This window comes from Scytonema hankhaensis NUACC26, assembly GCF_045865695.1.
Classification (GTDB): Bacteria; Cyanobacteriota; Cyanobacteriia; order Cyanobacteriales; family Nostocaceae; genus Scytonema.
Window position 1 is genome coordinate 43,376 of sequence record NZ_BAACAP010000189.1, and the last position, 18,122, is coordinate 61,497.

General features: G+C 38.8%; 15 protein-coding genes and 2 pseudogenes. 5 read left to right on the top strand and 12 right to left on the bottom strand.

Annotated features, from left to right (window positions below):
* Positions 1–11 precede the first annotated feature (11 nt).
* From ACKTT2_RS19490 to ACKTT2_RS19505, 4 genes are all read right to left on the bottom strand, one after another.
* Positions 12–284, bottom strand: coding sequence for a hypothetical protein (locus ACKTT2_RS19490; RefSeq protein ID WP_407889926.1), 273 nt, complete (start codon positions 282–284; stop codon positions 12–14).
* Positions 285–513: 229 nt separating this feature from the next.
* Entirely contained in the window at positions 514–2,685 is a 2,172-nt protein-coding gene (locus ACKTT2_RS19495) for a substrate-binding domain-containing protein (protein ID WP_407889928.1), read from the bottom strand.
* Positions 2,686–2,708: 23 nt separating this feature from the next.
* Positions 2,709–3,674 (bottom strand): DUF1822 family protein, encoded by a 966-nt coding sequence (locus ACKTT2_RS19500; RefSeq protein WP_407889930.1) that lies wholly within the window; start codon positions 3,672–3,674, stop codon positions 2,709–2,711.
* The gene (locus ACKTT2_RS19505) at positions 3,671–4,474 is read right to left on the bottom strand and encodes a hypothetical protein (RefSeq protein WP_407889932.1); all 804 of its coding nucleotides are present in this window, start codon (positions 4,472–4,474) and stop codon (positions 3,671–3,673) included. Before ACKTT2_RS19505 ends, ACKTT2_RS19500 begins: the two co-directional genes overlap by 4 nt.
* Positions 4,475–5,024: 550 nt before the next feature.
* On the opposite strand from ACKTT2_RS19505, the gene ACKTT2_RS19510 reads away from it, so the two are divergent.
* Positions 5,025–5,360, top strand: a complete 336-nt coding sequence (locus ACKTT2_RS19510) for a XisI protein (protein WP_407889934.1) — start codon at positions 5,025–5,027, stop codon at positions 5,358–5,360.
* Positions 5,361–5,495: 135 nt separating this feature from the next.
* On the opposite strand, the gene ACKTT2_RS19515 is transcribed toward ACKTT2_RS19510, so the two are convergent.
* The 3 genes from ACKTT2_RS19515 to ACKTT2_RS19525 all read right to left on the bottom strand — a co-directional run bounded on the left by ACKTT2_RS19515 (position 5,496) and on the right by ACKTT2_RS19525 (position 9,477).
* Positions 5,496–6,293 (bottom strand): GumC domain-containing protein, encoded by a 798-nt coding sequence (locus ACKTT2_RS19515; RefSeq protein ID WP_407889936.1) that lies wholly within the window; start codon positions 6,291–6,293, stop codon positions 5,496–5,498.
* A gap of 204 nt (positions 6,294–6,497) precedes the next feature.
* Positions 6,498–7,976 carry a serine aminopeptidase domain-containing protein gene (locus ACKTT2_RS19520; RefSeq protein ID WP_407889938.1) on the bottom strand — a complete coding sequence of 493 codons (1,479 nt, stop codon included), beginning with the start codon at positions 7,974–7,976 and terminating at the stop codon, positions 6,498–6,500.
* A gap of 289 nt (positions 7,977–8,265) precedes the next feature.
* Positions 8,266–9,477, bottom strand: coding sequence for a hypothetical protein (locus ACKTT2_RS19525; protein ID WP_407889940.1), 1,212 nt, complete (start codon positions 9,475–9,477; stop codon positions 8,266–8,268).
* Between the two features lie 191 nt (positions 9,478–9,668).
* On the opposite strand from ACKTT2_RS19525, the gene ACKTT2_RS19530 reads away from it, so the two are divergent.
* Positions 9,669–10,541: a helix-turn-helix domain-containing protein gene (locus ACKTT2_RS19530; protein ID WP_407889942.1), complete on the top strand. Its 873-nt coding sequence runs from the start codon at positions 9,669–9,671 to the stop codon at positions 10,539–10,541.
* A gap of 28 nt (positions 10,542–10,569) precedes the next feature.
* Here the strand turns inward: ACKTT2_RS19530 and ACKTT2_RS19535 are convergent, their stop codons facing one another.
* The 5 genes and pseudogenes from ACKTT2_RS19535 to ACKTT2_RS19555 form a co-directional block, all read right to left on the bottom strand.
* Positions 10,570–10,818: a hypothetical protein gene (locus ACKTT2_RS19535; RefSeq protein ID WP_407889944.1), complete on the bottom strand. Its 249-nt coding sequence runs from the start codon at positions 10,816–10,818 to the stop codon at positions 10,570–10,572.
* 5 nt (positions 10,819–10,823) lie between these two features.
* Positions 10,824–12,284, bottom strand: coding sequence for a hypothetical protein (locus tag ACKTT2_RS19540; RefSeq protein ID WP_407889946.1), 1,461 nt, complete (start codon positions 12,282–12,284; stop codon positions 10,824–10,826).
* Positions 12,285–12,337: 53 nt separating this feature from the next.
* Positions 12,338–14,377, bottom strand: a complete 2,040-nt coding sequence (locus ACKTT2_RS19545; protein WP_407889948.1) for an Hsp70 family protein — start codon at positions 14,375–14,377, stop codon at positions 12,338–12,340.
* A gap of 53 nt (positions 14,378–14,430) precedes the next feature.
* Entirely contained in the window at positions 14,431–15,513 is a 1,083-nt protein-coding gene (locus tag ACKTT2_RS19550) for a hypothetical protein (protein WP_407889950.1), read from the bottom strand.
* Positions 15,514–15,777: 264 nt separating this feature from the next.
* A pseudogene (locus ACKTT2_RS19555) lies at positions 15,778–15,962 on the bottom strand (IS1 family transposase); the annotation flags it as partial.
* Positions 15,963–16,187: 225 nt separating this feature from the next.
* On the opposite strand from ACKTT2_RS19555, the gene petJ reads away from it, so the two are divergent.
* The 3 genes and pseudogenes from petJ to ACKTT2_RS19570 form a co-directional block, all read left to right on the top strand.
* A complete protein-coding gene (gene petJ, locus ACKTT2_RS19560) occupies positions 16,188–16,523 on the top strand; it encodes a cytochrome c6 PetJ (protein WP_407889952.1) in 336 nt (111 codons plus the stop codon).
* A gap of 64 nt (positions 16,524–16,587) precedes the next feature.
* Complete coding sequence (locus ACKTT2_RS19565) at positions 16,588–17,607, top strand: aldo/keto reductase (RefSeq protein WP_407889954.1); 1,020 nt, start codon at positions 16,588–16,590, stop codon at positions 17,605–17,607.
* A 255-nt stretch (positions 17,608–17,862) separates the two neighbouring features.
* Positions 17,863–18,122: pseudogene (locus tag ACKTT2_RS19570) on the top strand (hypothetical protein); the annotation flags it as partial.

Genomic DNA, 18,122 nt, shown 5'->3' on the forward strand with positions numbered 1-18,122 from the left:
AATCGTTAAAATCAAAACCGAATTCTTCTGCTAATGTAAGAGCGATAAGCCGGGTACGGCTTGCGCTTCGCGATCGCAGCAAGCACTCGATTAGCTGCTTCGTGCAATTGACCGGGCATTCTAATTTCTAAGACTCCATTATTATAAGCAATACGTGTCGGGCGATTGTCTCCAAGTTCCTTCAAAAGTGTAATGTAGTTCTCCCAATTCACTCCATCAATTTTGATAGCGCTACCAGGCGCTAGCTCTATCTGGCTGATGGATATAGCAATTGTTGCTGTCATTTTACAAAAAATTTAAACCTACATATAGTAATTTTATTTGATTTTTGAACTATATGTAGTAGGGTGGGCAATGTCCACTATAAGCTTAAGTTGGTGGGCAATGCCCACCCTACAGTAATTAAAGTTTTTCATCAATAATTGAGAACGATCGCCATAAGCTTAAGTTGGTGGGCAATGCCCACCTACGGTACTTAAAGTTTTTATAAAGAATTTAGAATTGTTATATAGATTATCGCATGGGAATAAACTCAGCTTTCTCGGTTAACTTCTGCCCTTCTCTTGTTAACAATAAACTAGCATAAGCTTCTCCTGCTTGTTCGTCCACTTGACCGTTTTGTTTAATAATGACAAATAGGCGGCGGGTCAATGGATATTCTCCATTCTGCAAAACCTCAAGATTGAGCTTATTGTGTTGTCTCTGACACTTACCTCCCGACTGAGAATTTCCTATTTCTGGAGAAATCAAAGCACTTCCTCTGTGACGACTGACGGGTAAAGTCTTCACAGTACACTGCTTGATAATTTCAGAAGCTGAAGCATAATAAATAGCGCCTTCTTCTGGAAAATTGCCTACTTTATTGAGTGCTTGAGTGGTTGTAGGAATAAAGACGATATTTGAACCAAAAACTTGATTCTCTAAAATATTTTCTTTGAAAAATTCACTCGTTCCACTATTTAATGGGCGAGATAAGGGTGTTATTTTTACATTGGGTCCATCTATCTGACTCCAGTTGGTTATCTTACCTGTATAAATACCTCTGATTTGTTCTACAGTTAAACCTTCAATCTTTAAACTGGGATGCACTGCAATTGCGATCGCATCAATTCCCACAGGAACCTGTTTGAGTTTCACGCCCCTCGCCGCCGCTAGTTCGTATTCTTTATCTAGAATCGGTCTAGAAGACTGAGAAAAGGAAATTTGACCATCTAATAACATCTTGATACCAGTTCCCGAACCGGGTGGTAAACTAGGATGCTGAGTGTAAGTCAAGTTAAATTCAGGCAATTCTTGTTTAATTTTCTTATCTACCAAACCCCGAATGGGTGCCCAAGTTGTACTTCCACCATACAGCCAAGTTCCAGATGGAACAGTGATGGATTTAATGCTAGTTTGTTTGGGCTGTTGTGCGGATTCCGAGCGCTGGTTGAGAACAATAGTAGCAGGGATTGCGATCGCAAATCCAAGGCACAATCCCATCATTCCTGCCAATAAAGCTGCTTTTTGACCTTCAAGAATTGGAAGTGAAGGCTCGAATTTAGCAGTTATCGGTTTTGAAACGACAGGTTTAAGAGCGTTTCCACATAATCCTTGCCAAGTTAGAGGTTCTACATTAGACGCAATACAAATTGTAGGTAACCAAACAGCACCGGGATAACGCGATTTAAAATGTTCTAACCGTTTGCGAGCTTTCAATACCGAAGTAAATAAAGATTTATCGCCAGTAAATTCATGGAAAAAGTGTTTTAAAAACTCCACAGCCACGGGATCGGGAACGGGTTCCCGCATCACTACGCTTTGCGGTAAATGTAACTCAGCCAGTTGGTTGGCTAAACCCAAACCATCACAAGAGTTGAAAATTGCCAGTTGCAATCCTTTGGCGATCGCTTCTTTTAATGCTTCCTTAAATTCCTCTATACTTAAACTTTCCTTGTCGTTAACTTCTATCCAACCAATTTGCCCATCCTTTCGACTCCCACTATGTCCGGTAAAAATGAAGATGTGATAGCCCTGTTCGTCCCAAAGAGCTTCACACAAATTTTTGAGATTCGGTTGCATCAAACAGACAACTTCAGCCCCAAGTTCCTCCAACCGCCGAACAACTTCTATATCATCAGTAGTATTAATCCCATCACTTCTTCCCACAGCTACTAAAATTCTGACTTTTGAACTGTAGGGACGTGCAACGCTTTTGCGATCTGTTGTTTTGGGCGCACTTAAGGCAATTTCCACTTGAGGATAGTGTTGTTCAAATAAACTCCACTCTTGCCAAGGAAGACGCCGCAAGTTAATATCTTTGGCATCCAGAATCACCCGAATTTCTTCACCTGAGGAATGCAATTGTTGTGCAATGGCAATCAATCCATCCCGAATCGGCTGCCATTTACTATCTCCTGAATTCAACCACTCATTCAAGTTAGTTTTCAGTGCTTGGGTGTGTTCCAAATTGGAATGAACCGTCACACTCTTTGGTGTTAAACGTAAACCCGGTGAGGGAGCAATGCAAGATCGTACATCTTCAATTTGACGATAAGCAGATTGCCATTGAGTAAAAGAAGATTCTAATTCTGGTGGAAGTGGTAAAAGAAAACCCTCCGTTTCATATTCTCTATTTGTTGCCGTCAGAATAACTAGAAATCCCTCTTCTGATGTTCGCCTGATTTTAATCTTGACAATGCCCATACAGGTATCCTGTTATTTGATGCTCAGACAATAAACTTTTCAGTCAAACTTGTCCCCTCTAACACCACTTTGACACTAAACATTTCGTTTTGTTGGCAACTAAACTCCAATTCCATCCAACTGTCAGTTTTTTTGGATTGTGCTTCCATACAAGCACTTCCTACTTCATCAAACAAAACAAGCTGTAAATTTTCCGGCAAATAAATTCCATTTTTACCTGGATAAAGACGCAAGCGAATATCCACTGAGTTAATATCTGTAGGTGTAACTTGTACGACAAGTAGTAACGGGTGATGGTCTAGATAAATTTCCTTTACCCGACTCACAGAGTTTGTTAGAGTGGTTATGTGCCTAAAGCCACTAGCAAGTGCCAATTCCGTTGGCTGCCAATCTCGCTCGAAAATTCCCTCAAGCCATTGACGTAAGTTGACTAAAAATTGTTCTGACTGATTCACAGAACTAGCAACGCGATCGCCCTTGGCGCAAGCTGTAGCTAGCTTATCGCTACGGACACTGTATATAGTATCCATGAGAGCCTCTAAAGGCTGTAATTGCTCTAGTCTCACGACTTCAACATATGTATCAGCAGTTATGGCACGAGCAAACCCTAGTAATTCTACGGAATCCAAGTGATGATTAAATTGAACTGCCACATAACCAATTCTATCTTGAGAGACTTCCATTGGTAACTCAAAAGCAACCTCACCAGGTAGTACCGGACGACACTCCAATTTCCCCACGTTGGGGACAACCAAATCCGCTATATTAAAAATCGCCCGCAAACCTGGTTCCCAACTGTCACCAATTGTGAGGTCGGTTTCAACCATCAGCCATTTTAAATAACTGTGAACGGCACAAACAGCTAAAGTATTGAGATAAACTTGCTTACCCTTTTGAGGTGTAGCTTGTTCTCTGGCAAACATTTCAGCCCAATGATGGGCATCTTTACCGAGAGGAACAGCGATCGGTTTTAATTCTATGCTAGTCATAGTTTATATCCGCAATTTCGTCCAATATCTGCTAATAAAGGAAGGCATTTTTGCTTCCAATGTGAATAAAGGGTTTGGTTGTTCATATCAAACTCTCTGGCAATGTCAGAAATTTTTTCAGGAGGTTCTTGCAATAGCAAACGCTTTGCTAGTAACTGACAATGACATTCTGGATGTTTTCGCGGATGACACGCACAGAGTGTTCCTTGAGTATCTTGTATAATATGTGCCTTAATTTTTTCGCCGAGATGCTGGCGTTCCCCTTCTTGCACCTGAAGAATTTTAATATCTAATAAATCTAAAGAAAGGCTTGTAAACTGGGTATCGGGCAGGAAATCGAGGAGAGTCGTTTGGTCTCCTTCATCATTCCGTATTGGTCTATCTAAACTAGTAACATTTAGATTCTCCTTAGCGTACAAATCCACAATTCTCCACTTAAGGTAGCCATTAATCCAACTGACCAAGCTTTGTTGCACGGATTTATGACGTGGCTGAAAATCACAGATACTGCGGCAAACCCACTGCCAAGTATCATTTAAAGCTTGAGGATAGTCTTGGTGAGCAGACTTATAAATACCAGGGAGTTGCTGTAGTTGTACGAGTAGCCGATTGAGAGCTTTTTGCCGTTCCGCAGTTAAATCCGCATGACGACAAACCTCATGAATGAGATTTTGCAGTTGTTCATCCACAACAAATTTTCCTCGCACCTGCTGTGCTTGTTCTAGGTATAATGATTCCAAGATACAAGCACCCGAACAGCTAGAGTTTAACTGATTTTCCAAAGATAGGGTAGTTATCATTTTCACCAAATATACTGTATCATTAATAGTAAAAAATTTTACTTAACTGTTCTCCTTTATTAGGTTTATATAGTCTTATCTGCCCATATCAAGCTTTTTATGAAAATTAAGAGATTAGGTAGGTTGGGTTGAGGAACGAAACCCAACATTTAAGAGGATGTTTGAAAAGTGGTTGGCTGTCATTTTCATCACATTATTACCCCCCTTAGTCCCCCCGATGTATTGGGGGGAAATAAGAGAAATTGAGTTCCCTCCCTTTTACAAGGGGAGGGCTAAGGTGGGGTAAGAAATATTTAATACATCAATCATGACTTTTAAAACATCCTCTAATGAAATTAAATAAAAAAAGTGAGTGAATTAACACTCGACGATACTCCCAGGTGACAAGAGCCCGATCTGCCATCACCACCTTTGAATATTGCTAAAATTGAAATTAATGGGGCATTGTAAGAGTAATGTGGTAGCTTAGGGTCGCAAACTTACTGATGATGTTACAAGAAAATACAATAAAACTCATTGTTTACAATATTGAGCATCAGGAGATTGTCCAATGGAGAAACTAATACATTATCAGCAAATAGTACAAGAACTATTGAGAAGTTACGCCGAAGTTAAACCTGCATATGGTGAATTTGAAGTTGAAACTATTTTCGATACGCAGCGCAACCACTATCAAATTGTCCATCTTGGTTGGCATCATCAGCGATGGGTACATCATTGTACAATACATCTAGATATCCGGAATGAAAAAATATGGATTTTCAAGAACTCAACAGAGCATAATATTGCGGCTGATTTAGTAGAGTTAGGTGTACCAAAGCAAGATATTGTGTTAGGTTTTTATCCTCCTTATATGCGAGAAATGAGTGATTATGCAGTGATGTAAATGAGCGTTTGAGCTACTGTATCCAGCCTCTTGGAAGTACGAACAAGGTAGTTCAATCACAAATTAAATATAAAGGGCAGGCGAAGACGCCTACCCTACAAGAGTTATGTCAATTAAGAGATATTATTGGATGTCTTATTTATTGACTGTTTCCTTGTCTTTTACCGAGTCTTTGTCTTTAAATCTATCGGCTGCAGAGAATAATAAATCTCTCAAAATTTGTCTGATTTGTCGCTCTTTTTTTGCCAATGCAGTACCTGCTTCTCCAAGTTTTTCGTCAATTTGAGAATGCTTTTCTTGTACCTGTGTAACTACGACTTCTGCTTGGGGACGAGCTTTGTTAAACCAGTTCTTAGCCTCGTCTAGATACCTTTGAACTTCTTGGGAACGTCCACCATACCGTGCAGTTATATTAGCTCTTGCAATGGCTAGCTGTCCTTGCAATTGAGCATAGCGTTTTTTAAGCAAAGCAACTTCCTCACTGTCTTGGATAGCGTGAATAGCAGAGTCTACCGCAGTTTTAGTTGAAGAAGATTTTTCGTTACTTGTTTCTTTAATTTCTGCTAGTATCCCTTCTACTTCTTGTTGAATTTTATCTTCTTGTTCGTCCAATTTAGCCTGTAACTGCTGAACTTCTGCTTGAGTTTTTGCGATCGCTTCGTGTCTTTTACTATTGACTGCTTCTATCGCTCCTTCAATAGATGCTGTCACTTCTTCCTTGATTTCGCTACCTTTGTCTTGCAAGTTTTCTATGACTGTAGAAACAGCATCTTTAACAAGAGACCGTAGTTCTACTGAACCTTCTTTAAACTCAGAAGCTACCTGAGAAACTGCCGCTCTAACAATTTCTCGAATGCGATCGCTTCTTAGCTGTCCGGTTTGTTTTGCTTGTTGCAGATCGGATTGAATTCGCTCTTTGATATTATTAGACATTTTTTTTACCTACTAAGTATTTAATCATTCATGTGGCTCGATGTAGGTGTTGTATAATCTCCAAGTAGTTGCCTATCAAGACATGAGAAAATATCATTTTTATATATATTTGTATATACAACACCAAAATGTATAAGATCGCAATCTTACATTGATATTGTGACGTAGTATTTTTCAAGCAGGTACATCCTTTAGATAGAAAAACTAACTAGCCAAAGGAAAAGCGGCGGCTAGCATCCAACCAAACAAAAACGCACATCCAATGGCATAACTCCAACTTTCTTTAAATATACTGGCGGTAAAAGAGAAAATCGCCATCACTAGGGGAAACAGTGGAAGTAGAAGAGCAATAAATCCTAGTTCAGGCAACAAGTAAAGCACCAAAATAAAACCTCCTACCAAAACCACACTCTGCCCCAACCACCACAAAACTCGCTTTCCCATCCCAATGCTTTGTTGTGCTACCCCTGACGCTAAAAACCAAGGAAGGCAAACAAGTGATAGTACCGGAAATAACTTTAAACGTGCAGGAATTAACCACCACTGTAACCAGACTAACTGTGCCATTGCACCAAACGCAATCCACAGCACTGCAAATAATGCGACTCCTATTCCTACAGATTGCAGAGTAGGACGGGGTAGGCGAAATATAACAAGTAGCCACATTAAGCCAGCAACACCAAACCAAATACTGACCGCACCGCCCACTAGCAAACCACCATTACCGCCAATATCACCATTGCGACTGAGTAACGTCAATACGCCACTAGCTACAAACGGTGCTATGAGTAAACCTCCCCAACTTCTCAACTGATTTACCTTAGAGATGTTGGAAGGTAAATACTCGAACCCCAATTTCTTTTGACTAACTCCAAACAGAAGAGGAACAACAGCACCAAGTAACACCAGCCATCCTAGCAAGTGCAAGCCATACCAAATAATACGGCGGTCAACATAGTCACTGCTGCGTTGTACTCCAAAAGTAGAATTCAGCCAGTTTTTAGCAGCTTGGTGACTAGGATTGCGAAACAATATCGTAATGTGTTCGGCATTAGGAATAATAACTAGAGAACGCCCCTTTCCATCCGTTAAATTTTGATTGTCTCCTCCTGCTGCTTTCAGCAACCGTCGTGCATTAGCAACAAAACGACCTTCCCAACTTCCGGCTTGCAGTTGTAAATTACGTGGAGCAGAGGGTGTTACATTTGCGCCTGTAGGTGAAACAGCGATCGTTGCAGCAAAGCGATTGATATCCAGAATACCAGCTGACATGACTGCACCACTTCCCATAGAATGACCGAGCAAGGCTAAGCGTGATGCATCTACCTCTGGTTGTTCTATAAGAGTGGCATAGGCAGTCTTGAGGTTTTGCTGAAGAGAACCACGTTCTAATAGGTTGCCATTAGCTCCATGACTATTAAAATCCCATAATATAGCCGCATAACCTGCGCGTGCTAAAACATGAGCATAACCTAACATTAATTGTTTCGATCCAGCGTAACCATGTGCTATCAGGACACCCGGTATCTTGTTAGCATTGCTTGGCGCAACGTATAGCATGGGTACGCCCTCAACCTCAAAGTGACGTACCAACAATCCGGTTCGCGCTGCTACCACGCCCCACCAAGATGAGATAATTAGCACAAGTGCAGCGACTATTAAGAATAAATTTTTGCGAGTCATACCATTTTGGATTTTGGATTTTGGATTTTAGATTTTGGCTTGGGAAAGCTTTGCTTGGACTAAATTTCACACTACTCTCTGTCGCATTGGCGGAACATTCGTTGAAGAAGAAGGGTATTAAAACGCATTTGAATGTTGCATTTTTTGAGGGATCTCAAATCCATAGATAAACAAGTGAAGAATCTCTAACGGAAACATTGGTGGGCTGTGCATTATAAGGTCATCAGAGCCAGGATGTGAATGAAAGCGTAAACCATCAGATTGATTGTTAGCTTTCTACTCCTTTCAACTAAACTACAAACTGTCTTATAACTGGATGTAAGTCAAAACGACGCTCTGGAAATCCATATTCTAAAATTCGACCGCTAGATAAAAGATAGATTTCTTCAGGGGAAGTTGGAGTGACTAACGTACTCTCAGTTAGCTTTTTCAAAGTAGTGTCTTGCTCTTTATTTAAACATAAAATCTTTACTCTTCCCATCGAAAGCATTGCTTTCTCAACGTGCTCTCGCTCGACTATCTCAGTATCATTTAAATACGCTTCTTGAATAGATTCCTGAGTTAGATTAATCAAGTCTCTCAAAACGCCACCTGACAAAATAATCAGATCGTTCAAAGCATCTGTTTGAAAAAAATTTTTATCCGCTCGTGCAAGTAAAACCGTTCTAAAAAATAAGTATGCTTCTTCGTATCTTTCAACATCAAAAGCAGAGCGATATTCAATATGGTTGAAGATGTTATCAATACTATTAATGAAACGACTGTAGAGAAGACTTGCTGCACCAGCAATCAAAAATCCAATCCCAGAGTTTAGCAAATCCAGTGAAGCTGCTTGAGTAACTTTTTCTACTTCATCAACTCGATCTAAACCATCAAAAAGGAAATAAGACGTTTGTTTAAATTTAGTTTGAAAATCTTTAAGCAGACTAGATAAAACCTGAACTAAGCGAGTTGATAAATTAGTTAACCTAGTGTAAGAAGATAAAACACCTTTAGAACTTGGCGTTTTTAAAATTGACAAAGCTTCTGAATTTTTCAACTGCTCAAACAAGCTTCTTTCGCTTTGTGTAACAGTAGAACCATACGCAAATTCTTGAATAATTTTTTTTCTGCTTTCGTCAACTTTTAACCCATAGTTCTCGCTAGCGTTCTCAAAAAGGTTTATAAGCTCTAAACCAATAATTGTATCCAAGGTTCCAACTTGAATATCATTAGGTCTTGTATATTCACTGACATCAATATAAAGAGGAAAAATGCCGATATCAGGATTTTCTTGAAAGATCTGAAAAAGTTTTAGAATTTGAGTTGTTTTTCCCAATCCGATGCCACCAATGAGTAAGTTTTTGGACTGAGGTCTCAAGGAAATTCTTTTAAAGAGCGTGTTTGTAGAAGATTGATATGGCTCTTCGATGATATAGCCCTTGCGAATCGCACCAGTTGGATCGGCTGCTCCATCAAAAGCGGCAATTTGCTTTCGGAATAGCTCTAGACGATTTTTCATTCCCTAGTTTAGTTGCTGATGTGCCTTTTGAAAATTGTAGCGCTCTTCTTTAGTCCGTGAAGAGCAATCTGTCAATTATTTCCCTCTCTTATTGTATGTTTACTCATTTTTAAAGGGAGAGAGAAATTAATACTTTACTGTCCAAGGAAAAAAATGCATACAATCAAAAGGAATAGATTAAGTGTTGTGTCATGAAGACTCCATTCGCCCATGAGATCGAAACAACTCTCTTACCCATCTTGTCTAGCCAAGATCGCGGTTGGGAAAATATTTTAGTCGAACAATTCCAACAACCTCCAGGTGAGGCGAGGTGTCTTCACCGCAACGAACATACAATTTGTTTGTCTCTTGCCTCGCGTCCAGTTCGCTTGCAACAAATCCAGGGAGACAAGATTTATACAGGGCTATATGCAAAAGGTGACATTTCCATAACTCCTGCAAAGACCCCATTTTTTGCTCGTTGGCACGCAGATGATAGCTACTTACAGATTCGGATTGCGTCTAGCTTTATCCACAAAGTTGCAACAGAAGCCATTGACATAAATGCAGGTGGGCTTGAATTACAAAGCGAATTTCGGACTCGCGATCGCCAAATTGAGTCCCTCGGTATGATGCTGCTCTCTGAACTCAAACAAGAGAATTTCGGCGGAAAGCTTTATATTGATTCTCTAGCCAACATTTTAGCAGTACATTTGCTCAGACAATATTCTACTGCCAAATCTAACCTTGAAATTTATAAGGGTGGTTTACCAGAGCGTCAACTTTTACGAGTTGTAGAATACATTAACGAACATCTGAGTCAAGACATTAAGCTTGCAGATTTAGCTCAATTATTAGGCATTAGCCAATTTCATTTCAGCCATGTATTTAAGCAATCGGTTGGTATAGCTCCCTACCAATACCTACTTCAGCAACGGATAGAACGAGCGAAGCAGTTGTTAAAACAAACAGACCGAACGATTGTGGATATTGCTTTAGAATGTGGGTTCAGCAGCCACAGCCATTTGAGCAAGCAGTTTCGACAACTGACAGGTATGACACCAAGAACCTACAGAGCACAATAAATCACTCTTAGGAAAAAAACTTTTTGGTTTACTGATATTCGATTTCTGTCTCTTTCCCTTTCTCATTCAGTATTGTTTCCGTGAAAGTATAATGTATCTCCTGTGGTTTCCCGAAGTAATACCGTAAAGTCACTGTGACACTATCTGGCAATGGACTGTGTATGATGATGCGCTCGCCCTCCTTGCATATCCGCAAGTAAGCATACCCGTCAATCATCACATCATTATCTAATGCCGCCGCTACGGCTCGAATCAGCCAATCTTTGAGTACTCCCACAACAGCTACCCTCCTTTGGGTAAGTTTATCAACATACTTAATTCTTCAGTATTGAGAGGGGTAGTTAGACCATTAAAAGCAGAACCAAGAGGATGATTTAGACGATGCTTGGGGTTTTTAGGGTCAACTAGCGCTAAACTGGGCTGTTGAAAATTTCTCAGAGCCGTGAGAACAGTATAATCTTTTTTATCTAGATCGTTAGGAAAAGGTAAATCCAATATAGACTCTAAATCATGAACCCTAATAGGCTCAAGCAAACTTTTTTCTCCACTGAGTAGCCCTCGTAGTTGTTTTACAGCACGCTGAGCAATCTTTGAGTTTTCAGCAAGGAAGTAAACACTAACATTCCAACACCCTAAAGCACGAGCCAGTTTCAATCGTTCAATATATTGTTGAATCTGTCTTTCTGTCTCCTGGACACGTACATTGATAAATTCTCGGCTTAAAGTCTGCGCCGCGCTTTGTTTATTTTCCGTTGCTTGATTAACATTATTTTCCTCTTTTGTGGTATCTACTTGTGAATCTGTTTTTGTATTTTTGTGAGTAACACTATTTTGTATTTCGACATTACCTTTTAACTTGGCTGCCAAAGCAACCGGGTTGAAAGTCGGTGCTAATTTTGCTTCTATCTCTGCTTCCAAAGATGATTTTAAGCTTAATTCACGAGATTGTTCGCCGCTTTTACTTCTTTCAATAGAATTTTCTTTGCTGGTAGTCTTTATCTGCTCTAGCTTCTCAGATAAGTCCTGAGTAAAGGTTTTATCAAGCATTACCTTTCCTCCTGAAGAATATATTTGCCCCATCAATTCATGTAGATTATCGATGATTCTATTTACTTCTGCTTCAGCCATCGGCTCAGCGATAAGCATATATATGAAAGGTGAGCCGTGCAAGCTTGTTAGTAAGTTGTCAATGTGGGAGTGTTCAGGATGAATTCCAAGATTAGGGGAGGGAATACCTGTCAGTGCGCTAGCATACTTGAATGTGTGTTCTTGCGAGTTCTTGCTATCAGCTTTGAATATCTCATCTTTAGGATTGCAATCGTTCAACTGTGTACTTGGTAAATTTACCTTTAAGAAATGTTTTAAGTCTTCAAAAAATTCTTTATCTTGGCTATGCGTCCCAAAATATACCTTATTCTCCCTTCCATCACTGGAAATGATAAAAGCCAACTGATTATCTCCAGGATTGTGACAAGCAGAAAGGGTTGTTCGCAAGGCTTTTAATTGTTCCTGTGGAGAGGTAGCTACTGAACTATCTACTGCTTTAATTCTCAAAAAAAATGACTTTCTCAAGATATGTTTAACAGGTTTAATGGATTTTGCTTGCTCAAACGATTCACTTAAGTATTGCCGTCCTAAATTGAAGAGCAATGAATAAGATATAACATTCGTCGTTTGGATAATAGCATCTATCGTTTGCAAATCTTCAAGTGAAGGGAGACTATAATAAGATTCTTCTGTCATTTGTCTAACCTTTAGCTCTAAATATTGTTGAAATACTTGACAAGTATGTAAAACTAAATAAGCAAAGAAATGTCTTTATCTTCTTGAGTTTTAAATTCTTGTGCAATATTTTTTTGTAAAAATTGAGTAATTTCATTAGTCAATTCTAACTGCTTTTCTGATGGGTCTCTTTGGGAATTTTTTATTTGCTCATTTATATTATTTATTATTTCTTCAATTTTTCTATCTGTTAAAATACGCTTACGAACTATTACTGGTATATTCATTTTTTTAATTTTTTCTTCGCCTATTTCTTTAAAATTAGAAATATTATGCTCGTCAACTAACGTTTTAACAGCAAGTCCAACTCCAACAGCAAAAAAAGCAACATTTGTAGGATCTAATACCATAAACCAGGTAATAGCAGCGCTAACAGTTCCGGCCATAACTCCAGAAACAATACCTGGAACCTGAGATGCTAGCTTTACTGTGTCTATAAAATTAAATTCATGATTATTAATTTGTCTTAAAATATTTTGAACAGCCGAATTTAATCCAGGCACACTATCATCCAACATATTCAATATAGTTTCTTCCCGAAAATGGTTCCGTGATAATTTATTGATTTCATCCTGCACGCTAAGTTTAATATCTGTCAGTAAATTTTTCATTTCATTTTTGCTAATTTCCTTTGCTTTATCTCCTCTAAGCCAATGTCCGACTTTATCTGGAATATAATACTCTAGGCTTTCTAGCGTACTTACTTTGTTACTCCGCCAATCATTCAGACAATCTTTAATGAGCTGTTCTTTAATCAAAGCTTCTACCAGTTTTTTTTCCAAATTAGGAAACAGAGAGTGATTAATTATGCGCTTAATAAGATTTTCTAATTCGCGATCGAGAAAAGAATTAATTTTCTTATTGTATTCAATTTGATTAATACAGTACCTTCCCCAACGGGCTAATCCTAGAGCTACACAAACCTCATGTTCACTATCTAAGATTTGTGATGAATCTGGAAAAACTTGAGCACATATTTCGTTGACAAAATGCATCTTGGCTCCACCACCTGTCAGGAGTATTTTACGGATATTAATGCCTTCTGTCAGTTCTTTTTTTATCTCCTTTAATTGTTCATAAAAAGTTTGTTTCCAAGTCTTATTCTCGAATTCCTTCAAATGTGTATTGAGAATTTCATCCATGATTCTCCCATTCACTTTTGGCTTGAATTCGAGTCCAGGTTGAAGCTCTTCACTACGAGACGAGATGTAACGTTCTTTATAAATTTCTGGAGAAGAATAGGAGAAATATTTTTCTTTTGATTCGCGACATAAAACCTCACAGCATTTTCTTAACTGTTCATTATTTTCAATAATCTTTTGTATTTCTTCTTTCTTTTCTTGGAGTTTCAGACTCTGTTTCAAAATTTCTCGTTCTATTAATGATGCACCTAAATTGTATTTACTATGTCCAAAATCTTTAACAGTTTTACCTTGAATAAATGTAAAATCTGTAGTTGACGAACCAATATCAATTACAAGTATACCCCGTTTAATATCATTTATCGTTAACGGAATGGTTTTAATTTCAAGAGCATGGATAAAAGCGGCGCGTGATTCTTTAATCACAACCACATTAGCTAGACAGTTCTCAAGCATTTCTTTATAACGTTTTGCTTCGTCATCAAACCAGCCTGATGGACATCCCACAAAAAATAGTTTTTTTCTATCAGATATAAGTTGGGATGTATTTTGCAAATTTTTGTAAACAGCATTGACAAAATTTTCTATTAATTTTTGTGGGAATCCTTCTTGAGATGGTCTTTGTTTAAAGCAAATTTCAAATTCTCTGGCAAGATCTTCTAGCGCTAGGTCAAAAGCTTGTTCGCCAAGAACAGCATTTCCTATGCTATCATAGGCAATTGCAGTCATTATGTGATCCTTATTGTTAATTTTTAATTTTGTTGGTTCTGTGTTATTACTATCTGTTTTTGAATAATTAATTTTTGCTATAGCTGTTTTTCCATGACCTAAATCGAATCCAATGATTTCAAATTGGTTATCATTAAGCTGTTCCAGAATAGTTTCAACATCGTTAATTTTGTCTTTGCTCATTGCTTTCTCCTGCACAAAAAGTTAATAATTATTGTGATTGTTGATACTTTTTATCAAGATGTTGGTGTAAAAACGCGACCTTGTAGAAGAACTTGGTTGCCTTTGACTAGCGCTGGTTTAGAAGTTAGGTGTTCTTTAAGTTCCGAATTTATGCTTGGCACAAATTCAAACTTAGAGCGATCGCTCACACCGGGTTGATAAAATTCGACTTCAATTCCTTTGAAGTATAGAAATTCTATTAGTTCTTCGATTCGCTTATTAGTTGAGACAGGAATCTCAGCTTCTTCTCTGCGAGCAACTCCCAAAAAGCTTTGTAAGAACTCCAATAAATCTATGTGGTCTTCTAATTGAGGAGTTGGAGGTTTAAGTTCAGTTTTGTTAGTCTCGCTAGCAACCTCACTGTCAATTGCTTCAAACTTTTGTTTCAAGAAAGGCAGTATGTTATCAACTCCCTCCAAGCGAGTTTTTTTAGTACGTCTTAAGTCAGTAGTTTGTTGTTCCTGCCGCTGCTTTCTTTTAAGTAAATATCCAAAAATTACTACTAGTATTACTGCAACTACACCTCCAAGCAAAAATCCGGCAATAACAGGGCTTAACGATCCCGTTGCATCATACTTAGACAATTGCTGTTTATAAGAGTAAAGTTCCCGAACGTTTTTTAAGATATCCGGCTCGGTATTTTCTATTATTCTCTTTAGTTGAGAGTCTTTCCTAGAAAGAGTGTCAATGGTTGTGGATAAGTTTTGGAACAAATTTTGCTGCTCTTTTTTAATCAGCCAACATCCAAAAAGACTGCCCGCAATTCCTCCTGCACCGCCACTGATAGCAGCAAAAATTATTACGTTTTGGGAACTGCTTTTGGATGCTGATTGTTCAGAGAACTCAGAAACTGGGGTTGAATCTTGCGTTCTGACTGCTGTAAGCAGACTTACAAATTGATTTAGTTCTGCTAACCCTTTGCGAGCAACACGTGCTTGTGAAAAGGTCAAGTTGCTGATATACTCCCCATTGTTGTCTTTTAGCGTGTAAATCTCGTCTTGAATTTTCTCGACGACTTGATTGAGACTATTAGCTTCTCTCAGTTGGCTTAAGAGCGCGTTTTCTCGTTTCTGGAAATGTTCTACGAGTGTGTTCATTCTAAAACCTATACCTTGTAGGTCAAGTGGTAAGTCTAATCAGTCCTTTCTATTAGTAGGTGTGATTGAAATCAAGTTATGCACTTTTCGCTTGCTTTAATCTGGAAACTCCTAAGAACCACATTTTGAAAGCAAGATATAGCAAGGGTTTTAGAAATTTAGGTAAAATGTGTTTCTTTCATATGTTACTAGCGCTGAAAGCTGCTAGTGAGAGGCTCATATATTGCACTAAGAAAAATTGGCGTTGCATAAATGCGGGATGAATTAGAGAAATATCTGTATTTCTCTATACTTCAAATAGCGTAGTAGCAATCGAACTGAGTTTTTCAGCATATCTATTGACTTGGAGTAGCACGGCGGTTTCGACGTAGACGTGCAAGATAATGGCGTAAACGTGTATTCTCCCCTTCGATTCTGGTCATATATGTTTTGCTAATAATATGGTCTCCCACGCCTTATACTCCTTGGCAGAACCCTGCTTTTTGCCATGCGGGTTAGGCGTATGACGACAGATTAAAAGTAAAATGAGTCAATGCTAGAAAACTACTTTTTGCAGTATTGATATGAAAATAAGATATCAGAAGACGATCGCTACAGGACTTACGCAACTTCAACGGTATTGTAAAGATTTCACGCTTTGTAGATCCCTCCAACCTCCCTTAAAAAGGGGGGCTATGTGTAAGTCTTGTACTATTCTCTTAATGACATTCATGATTCTCAATCTGTCATTTCTTCCTCAAGCAATAGCAGCAGATACAGCTAACGGAGCTAAAATTTTTGACGTTCACTGTGCTGGTTGTCATGTTAATGGCAGCAATATTGTGAGACCGGGAAAAAACTTAAAGTTAAAAGCGCTAAAGAAATATGGTATGGATTCTATAGATGCGATCGCAGCGATCGTCACAAACGGAAAAAATAATATGTCAGCATACAAAGATCGCTTAACTGCAGAAGAAATACAGGAGGTTTCTACCTATGTTTTAGAGCAAGCCGAACAAGGCTGGCGGTGATAAAGACTGTTGGGTTTCGTTCCTCAACCCAACCTACTAACTAACTAACCACTAACCAAATTCTATGAACTTACCTACATCAAGTCGCCTGCAATTCACCAAAGATTTAAACATTTGCCGTATTTTAAACGGGATGTGGCAGGTTTCCGGCGCACACGGGCGCATCAACCCAACGGCTGCTATTCAAGCCATGTTCCAATATGTAGATGCAGGCTTTACCACTTGGGACTTAGCCGATCATTACGGTCCTGCTGAAGATTTTATTGGTGAGTTTCGCCGTCAGCTTATTGCAATTCGAGGTCAAGAAGCTTTAGCTAACATTCAAGCTTTTACAAAGTGGGTACCTCGTCCCGGTAAGATGACAAAAAAATTGGTAGAAGAGAACATTAATATTTCCCTAAGAAGAATGGGAGTAGAATGTTTGGATTTAATGCAGTTTCACTGGTGGGAGTATCGAGATAAAAACTATTTAGATGCTCTCAAGTATATGGCAGAACTGCAAACAGAGGGGAAAATCAAACATTTAGCCTTAACAAACTTTGATACAGAACGCCTGCAAATTATTACAGAAGCAGGCATAAAAATAGTTTCCAATCAGGTACAGTTTTCTCTTGTCGATCGCCGTCCTGAAGTCAAGATGATTCAGTTTTGCAAAGAGCATGACATACAGCTGTTGACTTACGGTACAGTTTGTGGTGGGTTTTTGTCAGAAAAATATTTAGGTGTTTCAGAACCAAGAGGATCTGAGTTAAGTACTGTGAGCTTGAGAAAATACAAAAATATGATAGATGGTTGGGGTGGTTGGCAGCTATTCCAAGAATTACTCTCTGTTCTCAAGACCATAGCTGACAAACATAGCGTTAGTATTCCTAATGTAGCAGTGCGCTGTATTTTAGACAAACCAATAGTTGCAGGTGCGATCGTAGGTGCAAGACTTGGGATAGCAGAGCATTTAGAAGATAATGCAAGAGTATTCAGTTTTACACTTGATACCGATGATTTAGAGCAGATAGATATAATTTCTAGCAAATCGAGAGACCTATATCAGTTAATCGGTGACTGTGGAGATGAATATCGCCGATAGATATCCACACTGTAACACTTTTTTAATACTTAAGAAAAAGGTAGAAAGTCGGATTTCACACCTGTCATCATCTCGCCTTATGACCATAATAGGTAAGTAGCCGTTATAAACTGCACGCACCTGGATGTATTAAAAATGGGCAATGGGTAATAAATTATTTCTTAACTATGCCCAATACCCGATTCCCAATGCCCTATTTTCAATTCAGTCGGAACTGCTAAAACACTTCTTAAACCTAGATTGCTGAAAATAATAATGCTTACAATTACTCCACTGCTCTCAAATCAACTGCCTAGCTTACATTACGCCTTCACTCCAGAGCGCTTCGATGAAACCTGGGAAGCTCCTTTGTCTACCCTTTTAGGGCTTGGGCGTGCGGCGGGTGCTGATTTTATTGAATTTTTCCTAGAGCGTGTTAACTATATTAGCTGCCTTGCAGAAGAAGATACTATCACCAGCATTACACCCCGTCTGTCCACAGGTGCGGGAGTCAGAGTATTTCGTGGCAAAGCAGA